At 71.0% G+C, this 17,533-nt stretch carries 19 protein-coding genes and 1 pseudogene; 9 read left to right on the top strand and 11 right to left on the bottom strand.

The window, feature by feature from the left end; all coding sequences use genetic code 11:
* Positions 1-80: 80 nt before the first annotated feature.
* The 4 genes from A6P39_RS16910 to A6P39_RS16925 form a co-directional block, all read right to left on the bottom strand.
* On the bottom strand, positions 81-479 hold the full coding sequence (locus A6P39_RS16910; RefSeq protein ID WP_067047372.1) for an ATP-binding protein: 399 nt from the start codon (positions 477-479) through the stop codon (positions 81-83).
* A 182-nt stretch (positions 480-661) separates the two neighbouring features.
* Positions 662-1,099 (bottom strand): (deoxy)nucleoside triphosphate pyrophosphohydrolase, encoded by a 438-nt coding sequence (locus tag A6P39_RS16915; RefSeq protein WP_275883867.1) that lies wholly within the window; start codon positions 1,097-1,099, stop codon positions 662-664.
* 30 nt (positions 1,100-1,129) lie between these two features.
* Positions 1,130-1,321 carry an SPOR domain-containing protein gene (locus A6P39_RS16920; protein ID WP_067047378.1) on the bottom strand — a complete coding sequence of 64 codons (192 nt, stop codon included), beginning with the start codon at positions 1,319-1,321 and terminating at the stop codon, positions 1,130-1,132.
* Positions 1,322-1,759: 438 nt separating this feature from the next.
* Positions 1,760-2,512, bottom strand: coding sequence for a GntR family transcriptional regulator (locus A6P39_RS16925; protein WP_067047381.1), 753 nt, complete (start codon positions 2,510-2,512; stop codon positions 1,760-1,762).
* A 253-nt stretch (positions 2,513-2,765) separates the two neighbouring features.
* On the opposite strand from A6P39_RS16925, the gene A6P39_RS16930 reads away from it, so the two are divergent.
* Both A6P39_RS16930 and A6P39_RS16935 read left to right on the top strand, forming a co-directional pair.
* The gene (locus A6P39_RS16930) at positions 2,766-3,323 is read left to right on the top strand and encodes a hypothetical protein (RefSeq protein ID WP_067047385.1); all 558 of its coding nucleotides are present in this window, start codon (positions 2,766-2,768) and stop codon (positions 3,321-3,323) included.
* Complete coding sequence (locus A6P39_RS16935; protein ID WP_107304376.1) at positions 3,320-4,546, top strand: serpin family protein; 1,227 nt, start codon at positions 3,320-3,322, stop codon at positions 4,544-4,546. Before A6P39_RS16930 ends, A6P39_RS16935 begins: the two co-directional genes overlap by 4 nt.
* A 149-nt stretch (positions 4,547-4,695) precedes the next feature.
* Here A6P39_RS16935 and A6P39_RS16940 read toward each other — a convergent pair whose 3' ends face one another.
* The gene (locus tag A6P39_RS16940) at positions 4,696-5,757 is read right to left on the bottom strand and encodes a phospholipase D-like domain-containing protein (protein ID WP_107304380.1); all 1,062 of its coding nucleotides are present in this window, start codon (positions 5,755-5,757) and stop codon (positions 4,696-4,698) included.
* A gap of 449 nt (positions 5,758-6,206) precedes the next feature.
* Between A6P39_RS16940 and A6P39_RS16945 the strand changes: the two are divergent.
* Positions 6,207-6,413, top strand: a pseudogene (locus tag A6P39_RS16945) (Uma2 family endonuclease); the annotation flags it as partial.
* Between the two features lie 84 nt (positions 6,414-6,497).
* Here A6P39_RS16945 and ychF read toward each other — a convergent pair.
* Complete coding sequence (ychF, locus tag A6P39_RS16950) at positions 6,498-7,586, bottom strand: redox-regulated ATPase YchF (protein ID WP_067047394.1); 1,089 nt, start codon at positions 7,584-7,586, stop codon at positions 6,498-6,500.
* Positions 7,587-7,770: 184 nt separating this feature from the next.
* Here ychF and A6P39_RS16955 point away from each other — a divergent pair, with 184 nt between their 5' ends.
* Positions 7,771-8,307 (top strand): DUF6542 domain-containing protein, encoded by a 537-nt coding sequence (locus tag A6P39_RS16955; protein ID WP_067047397.1) that lies wholly within the window; start codon positions 7,771-7,773, stop codon positions 8,305-8,307.
* Positions 8,308-8,340: 33 nt separating this feature from the next.
* On the opposite strand, the gene ppgK is transcribed toward A6P39_RS16955, so the two are convergent.
* Both ppgK and A6P39_RS16965 read right to left on the bottom strand, forming a co-directional pair.
* The gene (gene ppgK, locus A6P39_RS16960) at positions 8,341-9,090 is read right to left on the bottom strand and encodes a polyphosphate--glucose phosphotransferase (protein WP_067047400.1); all 750 of its coding nucleotides are present in this window, start codon (positions 9,088-9,090) and stop codon (positions 8,341-8,343) included.
* Between the two features lie 29 nt (positions 9,091-9,119).
* Positions 9,120-10,145, bottom strand: a complete 1,026-nt coding sequence (locus A6P39_RS16965) for a 4-hydroxy-3-methylbut-2-enyl diphosphate reductase (protein ID WP_107304377.1) — start codon at positions 10,143-10,145, stop codon at positions 9,120-9,122.
* A 119-nt stretch (positions 10,146-10,264) separates the two neighbouring features.
* On the opposite strand from A6P39_RS16965, the gene xseA reads away from it, so the two are divergent.
* The 3 genes from xseA to A6P39_RS16980 all read left to right on the top strand — a co-directional run bounded on the left by xseA (position 10,265) and on the right by A6P39_RS16980 (position 12,453).
* The gene (gene xseA / locus A6P39_RS16970) at positions 10,265-11,470 is read left to right on the top strand and encodes an exodeoxyribonuclease VII large subunit (protein WP_067047403.1); all 1,206 of its coding nucleotides are present in this window, start codon (positions 10,265-10,267) and stop codon (positions 11,468-11,470) included.
* A gap of 14 nt (positions 11,471-11,484) precedes the next feature.
* Positions 11,485-11,727 carry an exodeoxyribonuclease VII small subunit gene (locus tag A6P39_RS16975; RefSeq protein ID WP_067047408.1) on the top strand — a complete coding sequence of 81 codons (243 nt, stop codon included), beginning with the start codon at positions 11,485-11,487 and terminating at the stop codon, positions 11,725-11,727.
* Between the two features lie 135 nt (positions 11,728-11,862).
* On the top strand, positions 11,863-12,453 hold the full coding sequence (locus A6P39_RS16980) for a malonic semialdehyde reductase (protein ID WP_067047411.1): 591 nt from the start codon (positions 11,863-11,865) through the stop codon (positions 12,451-12,453).
* A 60-nt stretch (positions 12,454-12,513) separates the two neighbouring features.
* Here A6P39_RS16980 and A6P39_RS16985 read toward each other — a convergent pair whose 3' ends face one another.
* Positions 12,514-13,038 (bottom strand): DUF4245 domain-containing protein, encoded by a 525-nt coding sequence (locus A6P39_RS16985; RefSeq protein ID WP_067047414.1) that lies wholly within the window; start codon positions 13,036-13,038, stop codon positions 12,514-12,516.
* A gap of 127 nt (positions 13,039-13,165) precedes the next feature.
* Here A6P39_RS16985 and glpX point away from each other — a divergent pair, with 127 nt between their 5' ends.
* On the top strand, positions 13,166-14,200 hold the full coding sequence (gene glpX / locus A6P39_RS16990; RefSeq protein ID WP_067047417.1) for a class II fructose-bisphosphatase: 1,035 nt from the start codon (positions 13,166-13,168) through the stop codon (positions 14,198-14,200).
* A gap of 195 nt (positions 14,201-14,395) precedes the next feature.
* On the opposite strand, the gene A6P39_RS16995 is transcribed toward glpX, so the two are convergent.
* A complete protein-coding gene (locus A6P39_RS16995; protein WP_079133472.1) occupies positions 14,396-14,773 on the bottom strand; it encodes a WhiB family transcriptional regulator in 378 nt (125 codons plus the stop codon).
* A gap of 175 nt (positions 14,774-14,948) precedes the next feature.
* Positions 14,949-15,692: a DUF1707 SHOCT-like domain-containing protein gene (locus A6P39_RS17000; RefSeq protein ID WP_067047423.1), complete on the bottom strand. Its 744-nt coding sequence runs from the start codon at positions 15,690-15,692 to the stop codon at positions 14,949-14,951.
* A 168-nt stretch (positions 15,693-15,860) separates the two neighbouring features.
* Between A6P39_RS17000 and A6P39_RS17005 the strand changes: the two genes are divergently transcribed.
* Positions 15,861-17,531 (top strand): fumarate hydratase, encoded by a 1,671-nt coding sequence (locus A6P39_RS17005; protein ID WP_067047426.1) that lies wholly within the window; start codon positions 15,861-15,863, stop codon positions 17,529-17,531.
* Positions 17,532-17,533 lie beyond the last annotated feature (2 nt).

Below are 17,533 nucleotides of genomic sequence, written 5' to 3' on the forward strand. Positions count from 1 at the left end.
GCACCTCGCCTGCCGTACACCTCCGTGCCCCCTGAGTGCTCCCGCGTCACTCCCGCTCCGACGTCACCGGTGCCCCTGTGTCACCCGGGCACCGCCAGTTCGAACCAGACGGTCTTTCCGCTCGCGCCGGGTCGCGTGCCCCACCGGCGCGAGGAGCCGGCGACCAGCTGCAGGCCGCGCCCGCTCTCGTCCCCGGGCCGGGCGACACGCTCGCGCGGCGGATCGGGGAGCGGGTCGGAGACCTCCACCAGCAGCGTCCCGCCCAGCCCTTCGGGGCGCACCAGCCGTACGCCGATGGGTCCGGTGGCGTGCCGCAGGGAGTTGGTGACCAACTCACTGACCAGCAGCGCGGTCAGATCGGCAAGGCAGTCGAGGTCCCAGCCGTGCAACTGGCCGCGGACGGCGGCACGTGCGGTGCGCACGGCGTCCGGTTCCGCGGGAAAGGTCCACTCGGCGCCGCCGCCTTCGATGTCGATCACGCCCGATCACTTCCCAGGACAGTGAGCCCACCCATGTCCGGTTTCGTGGGGTTAATGGGCACATACCCGATATTCAGCGGGCAGTACCGTGCGACGGGGCGCACCGTGGCACGAACGGCGTACGCCCGCACGGCGGATACCGGTGACCGGCGCACGCGCGGCGCGTGGCATGCACGCGGGACTCAGCGGGGGTCGGCGGCGAGGTGCGGGGTGACCGCGCGGACGGCGGGGACGTCCTGGTCGAGCCAGGGGACGTCCCAGATCTCGGCCGGGGTCAGCCAGCGCAGCTCGTCATGGTCCTGCAGGGGCCGGGGCGCGGCCGAGCCGGGGCGCAGGCGGGCGGTCCACACCCGCAGGACGTACGGCGCCCGCAGCGGCCACTGGCCGGGCACGCGCTCGACCGGCTCGGCATCGACGCCCAGTTCCTCGCGCAGTTCGCGCACCAGGGCGCCCTCGGGGCGCTCGCCCGGCTCCACCTTGCCGCCGGGCAGCTCCCAGCGTCCGGCCAGATCGGCGGGCGCGCTGCGGCGGGCGGCGAGCAGCCGGCCGCCGTCGAGCAGGGCTGCCCCCACCACCACGATCCGGTCCGTGCCGGGTGTCATCGGCGTGCTGGGCGTCATGGGGCGGAGCCTACGGGAGGCCGCCGGGGGTCAGTTGCGCGCGCCGTCCCCGTTCTGGCCGATGCGCTCGACCCAGTAGAGCTGCCTGTGCCCCCGGTCGTCGAGGCTGTCGGCGATCTTCTGGGCCTCGGCCCGGGTCGCGTACCGCCCGACGCGGTAGCGATTGCCGTTGTCGTCCTGCCGTATCACGATCCAGGGCAGGGAGACCGTCCCCTCACTCATGGCTCCCACCGCCCCCGAAGCTCCTTCTCGCACCGCCCCACCCTCCCCCTTGCTCGGCTGCGCTCGTGCGGGGGGACCCCCATCCCGTCCCGGGCCCCCACTGAGCCTCGCCTAAGGAAACCGCAATCCGCATATGCCCGAGCGTACGCCCAACCTTTACGCAGCGAACACGCCTTTTCACAAAGAGGTACGCAACCAGCCAGAACGCCGGGGGCGCACGGATGTGAACGCGCCGTCGTGAGCGCCGCCGTCGTGCGTCGGGGGCATATCCGAGTGACCCCTGACCACCTGGGAAAACGGCCGGATCACGGTGGCACGCCGAGAGCCGGCCGGGCGCGCACGGCCGGGCACCCGCCCGCGCGGGGCGCCAGGGGTGTGCGCTACCTCACTCACAGGGGCGCGCGCACCGTACGGGCGGTCGCTCACGAGGACGCCTTCTCACCTCACCGGCAGGTGGTACGCCACCCGGTACCGGTCCGCCGGGATCACCACGTCGGCGGTCTCCACCGGGCGGCCGGAGGCGTAGTACGTGCGCTGGATGACGAGCACCACATGGCCCGGGACGCCGCCGAGCACATGCAGTTCCTCGGCGAGGCCGGGGCGGGCGCCCACCTCCTCGGTGACGTTGTCCACGATGACGTCGATGGCCCGCATGCGCTCGGCCACGCCCATGCCGCCGAGCGGCCCCTCCTCGGGCAGCATCACCGGAGTGCGACCGGTGACGGCGAGGGGCTCCCAGGAGGTGGAGAGCATCATCGGCTCACCCGCTTCCCGGAAGAGGTACTTGGTGCGCATGACCCGGTCGCCGGCCTGGATCGAGAGCCGCTCGGCGATGGCGGCCCCGGCCTGGGCCTGCTCGCTGCTGGACTCCCAGGTGCCGCGCACCGAGGCGTCGGCCTGCTCCTGCCGGAAGGGCGTGGCACCGCAGGCCGGGCGGTATCCGGAGCGGGCGACCCGCCGGGGCACGGGCCGCTCGCGCACATACGTCCCCGACCCGGAGCGGCCCTCGACCAGACCTTCAGCCATCAGCACCTTGCGGGCCTCCAGCGCAACCGTGTCCGAGACGCCGTACTCCTCGCGGATGCGGGCCTGGGAGGGGAGGCGGGTGTGGGGCGGCAGCGAACCGTCGACGATCTTCTTGCGGAGATCACCCGCGACGCGCAGGTACGCCGGCTGCTCACCGAAAGTCACTGGCCGCTCCCATCAGATTGTACAGACAGCAACAGCGTGGCAACCGTGGGTTGTGCCGTGCAAGCAAAGGCCAGAGAATCACTCGATGTGATGACATGGGGTGGGGGAGGGCTTTACCCAGGCACTTTCTCCCCCGTATAGGCGCGCTCACACCTGGCGCCGGGTGCACCGGCGGCGCACGGGGGCCCGGCGGGCCGGAGCACGGACCCCGGTACGGTGCTCCTGGGCCGGGCACCGGCGGAACGGGGGCGGAATGGGGACGGCGATCCTGCCGGGGAGCAGGGTGGGCGGCGAGGTCGTACGGGCGGTGAACGGGCTCACCGGACGGTGGGCGGCGACCGCGCGGGACGGCACGGTCCTCTCGGCGGCCGGCGTGTGGCCCCTGCCGGCGTTCCTGGCCGACGGCGCGGCGGGACCGGCGCGCACGGAGCTGGGCGAGGCCCTCGGCCTGCCGGCGGACCAGGCGGCGGGCGCGGCACGGCAGTTGCCCGGCGCGCCGGCCGGCCTGCCCGGAGTGGACACCGCCGTGGGCCTGAGGACCGCACGGACGCTGGAGCTGCGCCCGCAGTGGACGGCGGGGCTGCCCGCCACGGCCCACGGCATGCTCACCGGCGACCGGATCTCCGCCGTCTTCGACCGGCCCTTCGGCTTCCTCGCGCTGCAACGGCACTCGCGGCTGGTGCCGGCGGCGGGGTGGGTGACGGATCCGCTGCCGTTCCCGGAGTACCCGGAGCGCCCGGACGAGGGGTGCCCGGACGAGGGGTGCCCGGACGACGAGTACGTGAACGACGCGTGGGAGAGCGACAAGTGAGCAAGGTGTCCGCCGAGACGGTCCGCCAGGTGAACGGGCTGACGGCCCGCTGGGCGCAGGCCCTGCCCGGGGGGACGGTCTGCTCCGCGCCCGGGGTCTGGCCGCTGCTGGGCTTCCTGGCCGACGGCGCGGCGGGACCGGCGCGCGCCGAGCTGGCCGGGGCGCTGGGCGTGCCCGCCGAGCAGGCGGCCGGCGCCGCACGGGAGTTGCTGGCCGCGCTCGCGTCGGTGCCGGGCCTCGACGTGGCGCTCGGTCTGTGGACGCACCAGGGGCTGGCGCTGCGCGAGGAGTGGCGGGCCGGGCTGCCGGCCGGGACGTACGGGGTGTTCGGGGACGACCTCGTCACCGCGCAGGAGCGGCTGGACGCCTGGGCGGCCGAGCGGACCGGCGGGCTGGTCGAGCGCATGCCGGTGACGCTGACCCGGGACGCGCGGATGGTGCTGGCCGGCGCGCTCGCGCTGGGTACGACCTGGCGGCAGCCCTTCGGCGAACTCGCGCTCAGGCCGGGCACGGGCCCCTGGCAGGGCCGTGCGCTGCGCGGTCTGCACCGGCGCAGCCCGCGGCCGGACCGGGTGGGCGTGACGGGCACACCGGACGGTTTCGTCACCGCCCTGACGGTGCCCGGCGACAACGGGATCGACGTCCACCTCGTGCTCGGCGAGGAGCACATGGCGCCGGGTCAGGTGCTCGCGGCCGGGGTGGGGATCGTGGAGCGCGCGCTCGCCCTCACCGGGGGCCGCTCGCTGCCGCACGGGCACGTGGGGCCGGGCCTGTACGTGGAGCAGCAGCCGTCCGTCGCACCGGAGCCGCTGACGCTGGATGTGCGGACGGTCGCCTACGAGGTGCGCGCCGACCACGATCTGCTCGCGTCGGCCGGGCTGTTCGGCCTGACGGCGGCGGCGGATGCCCGCCACGCCCACTTCCCGGGCGTCAGCGCCCACCCGCTCGCCGTCGGTCAGGCCCGCCAGTCGGCGCTGGCCCGGTTCGGGCCGCTGGGCTTCCGGGCGGCGGCGGTGACGGCGGTGGCGGCGGAGCCGGGCGGCGCGCCGCCCCAGCACCGCTACTCCTGCGAGTCGACGGTCGTCCGGGCCGTGTTCGACCGCCCCTTCGGCTTCCTCGCCGTCGACCGCGAGTCCCGGCTGGTCCTGATGGCGGGCTGGGTGACGGAGCCGGCACCGCAGCCGGTCGCCGGCTTCCCGGGCACTGTTCCTCCAGGACTCTGACACAGCGGGCACCGCCGACCCCACCGGACGCCTGCTGTTCGCCGTCGACATGACCGGCGGCGGACCGTACCGGGTCGGCGTACGCCACAGCTCGGTCCGCCAAGTCGCCCTGCACGGCGGAGATCAGCCTGGATCTCGACAAGCTCCGGCTAGCGCCGTGCCCCTGACTTGAGCCGAACAGCCTTCTCCCACGCCCGGCTCCCTCGCCGCGCCGGGCACACCCGGTTGAAGCATCGCCAGTACCAGGACCCGTCGGCCCGGCGGCGCAGGTCCACTTCCTCCCCCTTGCCTGCATCGCACCGAGGAGGTTTGGCAAAGTCCTCCGCATGTTCGTGAGTCAGGATCTTGCGTGCGAAGTGGCCGCCCTTGATGGTCAGCATGACCTCACGTGAGCGGCTCTGCGAAAGGGAGTTGAGGCTGCCCAGCAGAACCGTGTGCTCATCGATGACGACGATCTTCTGGTGCATGACGTTGACGGGGACGACCGTCTGCACCACTGCCCGAAGCTGCCTCACCAAGTCGGCCTGTTTCTTCTGACCCGTGTCGTGGGGATCACGGACGAAGACCGTCACACGCACTCCTCGGCGCACGGCCTCGTCCAGCACCGGCAGCAGCCCGATGAGACGTTTCGCAGTCCACGGAGACCAGATCCACAAGGAGCTGCGCGCTTCGGCCAGCCGTGCGGCAAACGTCTCGTAGAACGAGATCTCGTCGTCGACGTCGGAGACTTCGACATGGCGGGAGAGGACGTCGGCGAGACGCGTGCCGAACGGACCGAGCCGGATGTCCGGCCGCCCGCCGGGGGCGATCAGCTGAGTGGCCGGAACCGTGCGGACGCGTCGGTCGCCGACGAGGGCGGCAAGCCTGCCCATGGCGGTCTGCTCACCCGCGGCAAGAATGCGCCTTCGGCTTCCGACGACGTAAAGCCTGGTCTGAACGCGGGTGACGGCGACGTTGAAGAGCCGTACCCCATTGCTCTCCCAGGCCGACGCTCCAGGGGCCCGGGACGCCTGGGACATCCACAGGCCGTCACCGTAGTCGTCCTCCACGGTGTCGAAGATCACCACGGGGAACTCGCGCCCCTGGAAACGGTGAGCCGTTCCGACCTCGGCGAGCCGGCTGCCGGCGCCCTCGTTGTCCAGGAATCCGGTGGGCTGCGGCTTCATCCACAGACAGGGATCCGCCGGGTCTGCGAACTCCGGAACACGCATGCGAAGCGCGGTGCCGTCTCTGTATACGTCGAGCACTGAGTGACCTGCGTCAATGTCGCTCTCATCAGGTCCGGCCAGTCGCAGACTGTCCCCCTGGAGCTGGTCCGTCCCGGTTTCGGACCCACGCACGTCGACTATGTACTCCCCGGGCTTCCGGCCTCGCACCGCTCGCCCCAGAGGGCGCCACCGTGGCTCCCGCGCAGGTACGCCCTCGTGTGCCACCCAGGCGTCCAGCACCGAGACGACTTCCTCCTGCCAGCCCACGTTCCCCCACTACGACCGTGCTGCCCGGATCTTGATCAGTGGTATCAGTTCGGCCCTGGAGTGACTACCAGCAATCCCGCCAAGGAATGGGCCCTGGGCAGTCCTGGACTCCAGGACGACAGGAACGGCAGCCGCCCGATGACGATCTCGCGGCCCACGCCTCGTCGAATCGCTACGGTTGAGCCATGACCGCGCTGCCCGACTGGATGCGCCCGCCGCGCGAGGAAGGCTGGTTCGCGGAAGACCTGGACCGCCTTCCCGAGGCACCCCGCCACACGGAGCTGATCGACGGAGCGCTCGTCTTCATGGTGTCGCCGCAGAGGTGGTGGCACGGCCACCTCGTCACCATGCTCGCCGTCGCTCTCATGGAGCAGGCGCCCGGCGATGGGGAACGCGGAAGGGGCTGAGTTCGCCGGAACCCAGCCCCTTCTGATCTGCGCGCTTGGCGAACCGCTCAGCGCATGGTGACGAGTCGGTTACACATTGAAGCGGAACTCCACCACGTCCCCGTCCTGCATGACGTAGTCCTTGCCCTCCATGCGCGCCTTGCCCTTCGCGCGGGCCTCGGCGACCGAGCCGGTGACGACCAGGTCCTCGAAGGAGATGACCTCGGCCTTGATGAAGCCCTTCTGGAAGTCGGTGTGGATCACGCCGGCCGCCTCGGGGGCCGTGGCACCCTTCTTGATCGTCCAGGCGCGGGACTCCTTGGGGCCGGCCGTGAGGTAGGTCTGCAGGCCGAGGGTGTTGAAGCCGACCCGGGCGAGGGTGGCGAGGCCGGGCTCGTCCTGGCCGACGGACTGGAGGAGTTCGAGGGCCTCCTCCTCGTCCAGTTCGGCGAGGTCGGCCTCCAGCTTGGCGTTGAGGAAGATCGCTTCGGCGGGGGCGACCAGGGCGCGCTGCTCGTTCTTGAAGTCCTCGTCGATCAGCTCGTCCTCGTCGACGTTGAAGACGTAGAGGAAGGGCTTCGTCGTGAGCAGGTGCAGGTCGTGCAGGAGTTCGTTGCGCTCGGTGCCCTGGACGATGCCGTGCGCGAAGAGCGTGTCGCCCTTCTCCAGGATCTCCTTGGCCTCCTCGACCGCCTTGACCTTGGGCGCGACGTCCTTCTTGATCCGCGACTCCTTCTGGAGGCGCGGGAGGACCTTCTCGATCGTCTGCAGGTCGGCGAGGATCAGCTCGGTATTGATCGTCTCGATGTCGTTCTTCGGCGAGACCTTGCCGTCGACGTGGACGACGTTCTCGTCCTTGAAGGCGCGGATGACCTGGCAGATCGCGTCGGACTCGCGGATGTTCGCGAGGAACTTGTTGCCGAGGCCCTCGCCCTCGGAGGCGCCGCGCACGATGCCGGCGATGTCGACGAAGTCGACCGTGGCCGGGAGGATGCGCTCCGAGCCGAAGATCGACGCCAGCTGTGCGAGGCGGCCGTCGGGGACGCCCACGACGCCGACGTTCGGCTCGATCGTGGCGAACGGGTAGTTGGCCGCCAGCACGTCGTTCTTGGTCAGGGCGTTGAACAGGGTCGACTTGCCGACATTGGGCAGGCCGACGATTCCGATCGTGAGCGACACGTTGCGACTTCCCGTAGATGAGTGGGCCAGGGGGTGCCAGGGGCCGGAGACCGACACTGGCCGATCCCCCAGTTTACGGCGTCGACGGCGGCTGCCCCTCGGGAGCGTCGAACGTCCGGCCAAGCTCCGCTCATCGGCGTGTCTGATGGGCGATTCGGCACATAAACAGACCTAAGTTGGTCCAGTGGAGCAACACAGATGGCGACCCCCGAACGACGGACCGCGACGCGGGAGGCCGCCGTCCGCGCGGTTGCCCCCGCAGGCCCGGCGCCCGCCGGGTGGGGGTGAGCACGGACCAGGGGCGGGGCGGCCCCCGCGGTCGTCGGCATCGGGGGCGCAGCCGGCGAACCTCCGGCTCACCGGACTCGGCAGCGGACTGTTCTGCATAGTCTCGATGTTCCTGCTCGGCTGCCTGGACACGCTGCTGTTCGGGTCGTCCATGACGGTGTACGCCGTGCTGTTCCTGCTGGTGTGCGCGGTGACCGCGCTGTGGGTGCGCGACGGGGACCTGCTGACCGCTCCCGTGGTCCTGCCGATCGCGTTCCTCGGCGGGCTGTTTCCCGTCGCCGACGGGAAGGCAGGGCTGCTCGGGAGGCTGATGGGGGTGTTCACGGGGCTCGCCACCCAGGCCGGCTGGCTGTACGGCGGGACGCTCGTGGCCGGGGTGATCGTGCTCGTACGCCGGGTGCGGTGGGTACGGCGGCGCCGGCGCCGGAGCTGAGCCCGTGCGAGCGCCGGGCCCCCGCCCCGGCCGCTACCGCTGAAGCTCGGCCGCCCTCATCGCCGCCCCGACGATCCCCGCGTTGTTCTGCAGCTGCGCGGGGACGATCTCGGCTCTGATGCCCTCGATGAGGTGCAGGAACTTGTCCGCCTTGCGGCTGACCCCGCCGCCGATGATGAACAGCCCGGGCGAGAAGAGCATCTCCACATGGGCCAGGTACTTCTGGACCCGGCGTGCCCAGTGCTCCCAGGTCAGGTCGTGGTCCTCCTTGGCCTTGCTGGAGGCGCGCGACTCGGCGTCGTGGCCGCTCAGCTCGAGGTGGCCCAGCTCCGTGTTCGGCACCAGGGCGCCGTCGACGAAGACGGCGCTGCCGATGCCCGTGCCGAAGGTGAGCAGGATGACCGTGCCCCTGCGGTCGCGGCCGGCGCCGAAGCGCATCTCGGCGACGCCCGCGGCGTCCGCGTCGTTGACCACCGTCACCGGCAGCCCGCCGAGTCTGCCGCCGAACAGCGCGCCCGCGTCCGTGTCGATCCAGCCCTTGTCGACGTTCGCCGCCGTACGGACCATGGCGCCGCCCGTGACCACTCCGGGGAAGGTCAGGCCGACCGGGCCGGTCCAGCCGAAGTGGTCCACGACCTGCTTCACCCCGTCGGCCACGCCGTCCGGTGTCGCCGGATGCGGGGTGAGCACCTTGCAGCGCTCCTGGGCCAGATCGCCCCTGTCCAGGTCCACAGGGGCGCCCTTGATGCCGGATCCGCCGATGTCCACGCCGAAGATCTGCATGGCACCACGTTACGACGGACGACTGACAGTCACGCCCCGGCGCCGTCCGCGGCACCGGATCCGCCGCGCTCAGCGACCAGCGCGGCCGCCTCTTCGCGCAGGTCACGGCGGAGTTCCTTGGGCAGCGAGAAGGTGATGGACTCCTCGGCCGCCCTGACCAGCTCCACGTCGCCGTAGCCGCGCTCGGCGAGCCACTGGAGCACCTGCTCGACCAGGACCTCGGGGACGGAGGCACCGGAGGTGACACCGACGGTCGTCACGCCCTCCAGCCAGGCCTCGTCGATCTCGTCGGCGAAGTCGACCAGGTAGGCCTCGCGGGCGCCGGCGAGCTTGGCGACCTCGACCAGCCGCTTGGAGTTGGAGGAGTTGCGCGAGCCGACGACGATGACCAGCTCGGCCTCGGCACCCATCTGCTTCACGGCGAGCTGGCGGTTCTGCGTGGCGTAGCAGATGTCGTCGCTGGGCGGCGAGACGAGCCCCGGGAACTTGGTCTTCAGGGCGTCGACGGTCTCCATGGTCTCGTCCACGGAGAGGGTGGTCTGCGACAGCCAGACGACCTTGGACGGGTCGCGGACCTCGACCTTGGCGACGTCCTCGGGGCCGTCGACGAGCTGGATGTGGTCGGGGGCCTCGCCGGAGGTGCCGATGACCTCCTCGTGACCCTCGTGGCCGATCAGGAGGATGTCGTAGTCCTCCTTGGCGTACCGGACGGCTTCCTTGTGGACCTTGGTGACCAGGGGGCAGGTGGCGTCGATGGTGGCGAGCCGGCCCCGCTCGGCCTCCTCGTGCACCACCGGGGCGACACCGTGCGCCGAGAACATCACGATGTTGCCGGCCGGCACCTCCTCCGTGCGCTCGACGAAGACGGCACCCTTCTTCTCCAGGGTCTGCACGACGTACTTGTTGTGGACGATCTCGTGCCGGACGTAGATCGGGGCCCCGTACTGCTCGAGGGCCTTCTCGACGGCGATCACGGCGCGGTCCACACCCGCGCAGTAGCCACGGGGTGCGGCGAGCAGGACACGGCGGCCAGTCGAAGAGGTCATGCGTCCCATCGTAAGGCCGCGTCCGGCCGCGTCCGGCCGCACGGCGACCGCCTGCCGACGGGCCAGGCGGGGCGCGTCCCGGACGGCTGACGACCGCGCTGTCAGTACGCCCCGTTACTCTCGGGCGCATGGCTGTGAACACCTCCCCCGGAGCCCCGCTTCCCGTCGGCGAGGTCTCCCGGATGATCGGGGGCTGGATCGACCGGCTCGGCGCGGTGTGGGTCGAGGGGCAGATCACGCAGTTGTCGCGGCGGCCCGGCGCCGGGGTCGTGTTCCTGACGCTGCGGGATCCGTCGTACGACGTCTCCGTGAGCGTGACCTGTTACCGGCAGGTGTTCGACGCCGTCGCCGATGTCGTCGGGGAGGGCGCCCGCGTCGTCGTCCTCGCCAAGCCGGAGTGGTACGCGCCCCGGGGGCAGCTGTCCCTGCGCGCCGCCGAGATCAGGCCGGTGGGCGTCGGGGAGCTGCTGGCCCGGCTGGAGCAGCTGAAGAAGGCGCTGGCGGCGGAGGGTCTGTTCGCGCCGGAGCGGAAGAAGCCGCTGCCGTTCCTGCCGCAGCTGATCGGGCTGGTGTGCGGGCGGGCGTCCGCCGCGGAGCGGGACGTGCTGGAGAACGCCCGACACCGCTGGCCGGCGGTCCGCTTCGAGGTGCGCAACGTCCCCGTGCAGGGTGTGCACGCGGTCCCGCAGGTCGTGCAGGCGGTGAAGGAGCTGGACGCGCTCGGTGACGTGGACGTCATCATCGTCGCGCGGGGCGGCGGCAGCGTGGAGGACCTGCTGCCCTTCTCCGACGAGCAGCTCGTGCGGGCGGTCGCGCAGTGCCGTACGCCGGTCGTCTCGGCCATCGGCCACGAACCCGACACCCCGCTGCTGGACTACGTCGCCGATCTGCGCGCCTCCACCCCGACCGACGCGGCCAAGAAGGTCGTACCGGACGTGGGCGAGGAGTTCGAGCGGGTGCGGATGCTGCGTGACCGGGCCCGGCGGTGTGCGCACGCGTTCGTGGAGCGCGAGGAGCGGGGGCTGGCGCACGCGCTGGCCCGGCCCGCGATAGAGGATCCGCACCGGATGATCGACGAGCGCGCCGACCACGTGGCCGCCCTCGTCGAGCGCGGCCGGCGCACCCTCGGCCATCTCCTGGACCGCGCGGACTCGGAGCTGGCGCACACGCACGCGCGCGTGGTGGCCCTCTCCCCCGCGGCCACGCTCAAGCGTGGCTACGCGGTGCTGCAGAAGGCCGACGGGCACGTGGTGCGGGATCCGGCCGAGGTGACCGGCGGCGAGGCGCTGCGCGCGCGGGTCGCCGAGGGCGAGCTGACGGTTCGAGTCGACTGACTGGGGATGGGTGGATGACCGGCAAGGTGGACGAGGCGCTCTCCTACGAGCAGGCGCGGGACGAGTTGATCGAGGTCGTACGGCGCCTGGAGGCGGGCGGTACGTCGCTGGAGGAGTCCCTGGCGCTGTGGGAGCGCGGCGAGGAGCTGGCCAAGGTGTGCCGGCGCTGGCTGCAGGGGGCGCGGGCCCGGCTGGACGCGGCGCTCGCGGAGGAAGAGGAAGGAGAAGGGGAAGAAGCGGCGGAAGAGGGCGAGTAGCGCGAGCCCCGTGTTGTGAAGCGGGTCACCACGCCCCCCATTTTGGTTGAAGGTTAAACCTCGTCGGGCGTAGGGTCGATCCCGTCAGCCGGTCCCGCACCACGGGGCCGGACACGCACGTGAGGAAGTCCACGCATGTCTCTCGTTCTTGACCCCGCCGCCCAGGACCTGCTGTTCCGCGAGGCCCGCACCGCGAACACCTTCACCGACGAGCCGGTGACCGACGAGCAGGTCCAGGCGATCTACGACCTGGTCAAGTACGGCCCCACCGCCTTCAACCAGTCGCCGCTGCGCATCACCCTGGTCCGCTCCGCCGAGGCCCGCGAGCGCCTGGTGAAGCACATGGCCGAGGGCAACCAGCCCAAGACGGCCACCGCCCCGCTGGTCGCGATCCTCTCCGCGGACAACGAGTTCCACGAGGAGCTGCCGACCCTCTTCCCGCACTTCCCGCAGGCCAAGGACGTCTTCTTCGCCGAGCGCCCCGCCCGCGAGGGTGCCGCCGCCCTCAACGCCGCCCTCCAGGCCGCGTACTTCATCATCGGCGTCCGCGCCGCCGGCCTCGCCGCAGGCCCGATGACCGGTCTCGACTTCGCGGGTGTCCAGAAGGAGTTCCTGGACGACGACCACACCCCGCTCATGGTCGTCAACATCGGCAAGCCGGGCGAGGACGCCTGGTTCCCGCGCTCGCCGCGCCTGGCGTACGAGGACGTCATCACGACCGTCTGAGTCACCCCGGACATGACACAGGCCCCCGGCACTGCCGGGGGCCTGTGGCGTATGCGCGGGTCACTTGGTCTTCAGCGCCGCCACCATCTTCGTCAGCTCGTCGAAGGACGCCGTGCCCGCCACCACCGTCGTGGAGCCGCGCGTGCCGTTCAGCACGAGGGCGTCGTAGCGGCCTCCGGTGTAGCGGGTCCATGTGTGACCGTCGATCTTCTCGGTCTTGCTCGTCGCCGACGCGCCCTGGCTGGCGTCGTCGATGAAGTCGGCCGGCTTCTGCGTGGACTGCTCGACCTGCACGTACTGGCCGTCCGGGGTCTGGAAGCCCAGGTGCCAGCGCTCGTTCTCGCCGGCGTAGGTCACGGAGGTCGCCTTCCAGGTGCCCGGCAGACCCTCGGGCGCCGCGACCGGGTAGCTCGCCGCACGCCGGGCCGTGATCAGCTCGACCCGGTAGTCGACCCGCTTGAGGTCGGGCGCGTGATCGTCGTGCGGGATCGCGACGAAGTACACGATCACCGCCGCGATGCCCACCACGCCCAGGGAGAGAATCATGTCCCGGGCGCTCTTCTGCTTGCCTTTGGAACCTGCCACGCCCCCTATCGTCGCAGGTGCCCCATGCGCTCATCCGTGGGGCCCCCTGCTCATTTTGTCTGCCTAACGATAGAGTCAAGTCCAATACCCTCATCCGGCCGTCGTCGTATCAGAAAGGTGCGCTCCGATGACCGAAAATCATCACCTTCCGTCCGAGCTCGATGTTCCCTCCGAGGCTCCCGACCGCAACCTCGCCCTGGAACTCGTCCGGGTGACCGAGGCCGCCGCCATGGCCGCGGGCCGCTGGGTGGGGCGTGGCGACAAGAACGGCGCCGACGGTGCCGCGGTGCGTGCCATGCGGACCCTCGTCTCCACCGTGTCGATGAACGGCGTCGTCGTCATCGGCGAGGGCGAGAAGGACGAGGCCCCGATGCTCTTCAACGGGGAGCACGTGGGCGACGGCACCGGTCCCGAGGTCGACATCGCCGTCGACCCGATCGACGGCACCACGCTGACGGCCAAGGGCATGCCGAACGCGATCGCCGTCCTCGCCGCCGCCGAGCGCGGCGCCATGTTCGACCCGTCCGCCGTGTTCTACATGGACAAGCTGGTCACCGGCCCCGAGGCCGCGGACTTCGTCGACATCAACGCGCCCGTCGCCGTGAACATCCGGCGCATCGCCAAGGCCAAGCGGTCCGCGCCCGAGGACGTCACCGTCGTCATCCTCGACCGGCCCCGGCACGAGGGCCTGATCAAGGAGGTCCGGGAGGCCGGCGCGCGCATCAAGCTGATCTCCGACGGCGATGTCGCCGGCTCGGTGTACGCGCTGCGCGAGGGCACCGGTGTCGACCTGCTGCTCGGCATCGGCGGCACGCCCGAGGGCATCATCTCGGCCTGCGCCGTGAAGTGCCTGGGCGGCACCATTCAGGGCAAGCTGTGGCCCAAGGACGACCAGGAGCGGCAGCGGGCCATCGACGCCGGGCACGATCTGGACCGGGTGCTCACCACCGACGACCTGGTCTCGGGTGAGAACGTGTTCTTCGTCGCCACCGGGATCACCGACGGCGAGTTGCTGCGGGGTGTTCAGTACCGCTCGGAGACCGCGCTGACCGAGTCGATCGTGATGCGGTCGAAGTCGGGGACGGTGCGGAGGATCTACTCCGAGCACCGGCTGAGCAAGCTGCGGGCCTACAGCGCGATCGACTTCGACAGGGCCAAGTAGGCCTGTCGCCGGGTGCGCCTGCCCAAGGCGAGTGCGCCGGTTCAGGGCGGGTGCGCCGTCCAAGGCGGGTGCGCCTGTTCAGAAGGGGTGCGGGTCATCGTGCGCGTGCGGGTCCGTGTGGCTTGTCACGCTGTCCCCGCGCCCCTTCAGGCCGGCAGGCGCCCCGGTGCGGACAGGGCGCCCGTTCCGACGCGCCTAACCCGCCATCCTGTTCGCAGCCGCCGCCCGCGCCGCCTTCTTCAGCTCCATCTCCCTGCGGCGGCGCCTGGCGAGGACCACACGGCGCTCCGCCGCCGTGAGGCCGCCCCAGACGCCGTAGGGCTCGGGCTGCAGGAGGGCGTGCTCGCGGCACTCGACCATCACCGGACAGCGTGCACAGACACGCTTGGCCGCCTCCTCACGCGACAGCCGGGCGGCGGTCGGCTCCTTGGACGGCGCGAAGAACAGGCCGGCCTCGTCGCGCCGGCACACCGCCTCGGTGTGCCAGGGTGCGTCTTGATCCCTGTCCCGCGCTGGCGTCCGCTGGGCCGGAACGGCAGCGACCTGCAGGGACGAATGGGGCGGTTGCAGCACGGTCTACTCCTGACGACGGCTTCGCGAGCGAGAGACGATGCAGCAAGGCCTACCCGCTGTGCGCGCGCCTATGCACTGCGTTCCCAACCGCGGGCGCACGACGGCTCGTTCACGCCCCCCTGGTGCGCGCCGCGGGAGGACCAGCCCCTTCCGATCACCGGCGGATTCGCGACTGTCAACGCTCCAGGTGTTTGCGCAGCTTCCGGTCGACCTTGTCCTGGACCCGCTCCAGCTTGCGGTCGACCTTGCTCTGGACCCGGTCCAGGATGTCGCCTATCCGCTTGCCGCGCTTCGGCCGCGCCTCCACGTTGCCGAGAACGGCCCAGCCGTCGACGTAGACGACCGGGGCGTCGGACTCGACCGAGTCCAGCGTGTCCACCTCGAAGTTGCCGAGGACACCGCCGCCGGTGCCGCGCAGCGACACGTTCTCCGGGACGCGGATCTGGACGTCGCCGAAGACCGAGACGGCCTTGATCACGACCTGCTGGTACTCGAATATCGCCTCGCTGAGGTCGATCTCGACACTGCCGAAGACCGAGTACGCGTGCAGGCGGCGACCCGCGCGCCAGCGGCCGCGGCGCACGGCACTGCTGAAGACGGCGACCACGTTGGCGTCCGCCTCGTGCGGGATCGCGCCCGGGGTGGGGCGGGGCGGGACGGGGGTGTAGGCAGGGGCGGCCGGCTGCTGGTGGGCGGCGGGCAGGTCCCGGATGAAGACCTCCAGCTCGCCCACCGTCTTGGCGTGCAGCACTCCCTCGACGCGCTCGGCGTGCTCGTCGGCGGTCAGCCGGCCCTCGGCCAGGGCTTCGCGGAGGATGTCGGCGACCCGGTCGCGGTCGGCGTCCGAGGCGCGCAGTTCGGTGACGCTCGGTGCGGCGGCGTCGTTGTCATGGGCACGGGCGGGCTTCTGAAGGTCCACACAAGCAGCGTACCGAAACGCGATAGATCGCGACTAGGGGTATGGACAACCCCGGGCGTGTCGAACTGAGCCCTACCTCACAGGTTCCGTGTCGGTGGCAGGTTCTACGCTGGTGAGGCCCGCCAGCGTCGGCGGGCGGCCGTCCGTCAGAGTGAGGAATGGGCTGAGATGCCTGAGTTCGCGTACACCGATCTGCTCCCCCAGGGAGAGGACACCACCCCCTACCGGCTGGTGACCTCCGAGGGCGTGTCCACCGTCGAGGGACCGGACGGCCGTACGTTCCTCAAGGTGGAGCCGGAGGCGCTGCGCAAGCTGGCCGAGGAGGCCATCCACGACATCCAGCACTACCTCCGCCCGGCCCACCTCGCCCAGCTGCGCCGCATCATCGACGACCCCGAGGCGTCGAGCAACGACAAGTTCGTCGCGCTGGACCTGCTGAAGAACGCGAACATCGCGGCGGCCGGCGTGCTGCCGATGTGCCAGGACACCGGCACCGCGATCGTCATGGGCAAGCGCGGCCAGAACGTGCTGACGCAGGGCCGCGACGAGGAGGCGCTCAGCCGCGGCATCTACGACGCCTACACCAAGCTCAACCTGCGCTACTCGCAGATGGCTCCGCTCACCATGTGGGAGGAGAAGAACACCGGCTCCAACCTGCCCGCGCAGATCGAGCTGTACGCGACCGACGGCGGCGCCTACAAGTTCCTCTTCATGGCGAAGGGCGGCGGCAGCGCCAACAAGTCCTTCCTGTACCAGGAGACGAAGGCCGTCCTGAACGAGGCCTCCATGATGAAGTTCCTGGAGGAGAAGATCCGTTCGCTCGGTACGGCCGCCTGCCCGCCGTACCACCTGGCGATCGTCGTCGGCGGCACCAGCGCCGAGTACGCGCTGAAGACCGCCAAGTACGCCTCCGCGCACTACCTGGACGAGATCCCGGCGGAGGGCTCGGAGCTGGGCCACGGCTTCAGGGACAAGGAGCTGGAGCAGAAGGTCTTCGAGCTGACCCAGAAGATCGGCATCGGCGCGCAGTTCGGCGGCAAGTACTTCTGCCACGACGTCCGCGTGGTCCGGCTCCCCCGGCACGGCGCGTCCTGCCCGGTCGCCATCGCCGTCTCCTGCTCGGCCGACCGCCAGGCGGTCGCGAAGATCACCGCCGAGGGCGTCTTCCTGGAGCAGCTGGAGACCGACCCGGCGCGCTTCCTGCCGGAGACGACCGACGCGCACCTGGACGAGTCCTCCGACGTCGTGGAGATCGACCTCAACCAGCCGATGGACACGATCCTCGCCGAGCTGACGAAGTACCCGGTGAAGACGCGCCTGTCCCTGACCGGCCCGCTCGTCGTCGCCCGGGACATCGCGCACGCCAAGATCAAGGAGCGGCTGGACGCGGGCGAGGAGATGCCGCAGTACCTGAAGGACCACCCCGTGTACTACGCGGGCCCGGCCAAGACCCCCGAGGGCTACGCCTCCGGTTCCTTCGGCCCGACGACCGCCGGGCGCATGGACTCCTACGTGGAGCAGTTCCAGGCGGCGGGCGGCTCGAAGGTGATGCTGGCGAAGGGCAACCGCAGCAAGCAGGTCACCGACGCGTGCGACACCCACGGCGGCTTCTACCTCGGCTCCATCGGCGGCCCCGCCGCCCGCCTCGCCCAGGACTGCATCAAGAAGGTCGAGGTCCTCGAGTACGAGGAACTGGGCATGGAGGCCGTCTGGAAGATCGAGGTCGAGGACTTCCCGGCGTTCATCGTGGTGGACGACAAGGGCAACGACTTCTTCCAGGACCCGGCCCCGCAGCCGACGTTCACGACGATCCCTGTCCGGGGTCCCGGCCTGGCCTGACC

This window comes from Streptomyces sp. FXJ1.172 (assembly GCF_001636945.3).
In the GTDB taxonomy this organism is placed as follows: domain Bacteria; phylum Actinomycetota; class Actinomycetes; order Streptomycetales; family Streptomycetaceae; genus Streptomyces.

Excerpts from the sequence above, each read along its gene's own strand:
- A6P39_RS16915 (WP_275883867.1), bottom strand. The coding sequence starts at position 1,099 with ATGACGCCCAGCACGCCGATGACACCCGGCACGGACCGGATCGTGGTG.
- A6P39_RS16920 (WP_067047378.1), bottom strand. The coding sequence starts at position 1,321 with ATGAGTGAGGGGACGGTCTCCCTGCCCTGGATCGTGATACGGCAGGAC.
- A6P39_RS16930 (WP_067047385.1), top strand. The coding sequence starts at position 2,766 with ATGGGGACGGCGATCCTGCCGGGGAGCAGGGTGGGCGGCGAGGTCGTA.
- A6P39_RS16940 (WP_107304380.1), bottom strand. The coding sequence starts at position 5,757 with ATGCGTGTTCCGGAGTTCGCAGACCCGGCGGATCCCTGTCTGTGGATG.
- ppgK (WP_067047400.1), bottom strand. The coding sequence starts at position 9,090 with ATGCAGATCTTCGGCGTGGACATCGGCGGATCCGGCATCAAGGGCGCC.
- A6P39_RS16965 (WP_107304377.1), bottom strand. The coding sequence starts at position 10,145 with ATGGGACGCATGACCTCTTCGACTGGCCGCCGTGTCCTGCTCGCCGCA.
- xseA (WP_067047403.1), top strand. The coding sequence starts at position 10,265 with ATGGCTGTGAACACCTCCCCCGGAGCCCCGCTTCCCGTCGGCGAGGTC.
- A6P39_RS16975 (WP_067047408.1), top strand. The coding sequence starts at position 11,485 with ATGACCGGCAAGGTGGACGAGGCGCTCTCCTACGAGCAGGCGCGGGAC.
- A6P39_RS16980 (WP_067047411.1), top strand. The coding sequence starts at position 11,863 with ATGTCTCTCGTTCTTGACCCCGCCGCCCAGGACCTGCTGTTCCGCGAG.
- glpX (WP_067047417.1), top strand. The coding sequence starts at position 13,166 with ATGACCGAAAATCATCACCTTCCGTCCGAGCTCGATGTTCCCTCCGAG.
- A6P39_RS17005 (WP_067047426.1), top strand. The coding sequence starts at position 15,861 with ATGCCTGAGTTCGCGTACACCGATCTGCTCCCCCAGGGAGAGGACACC.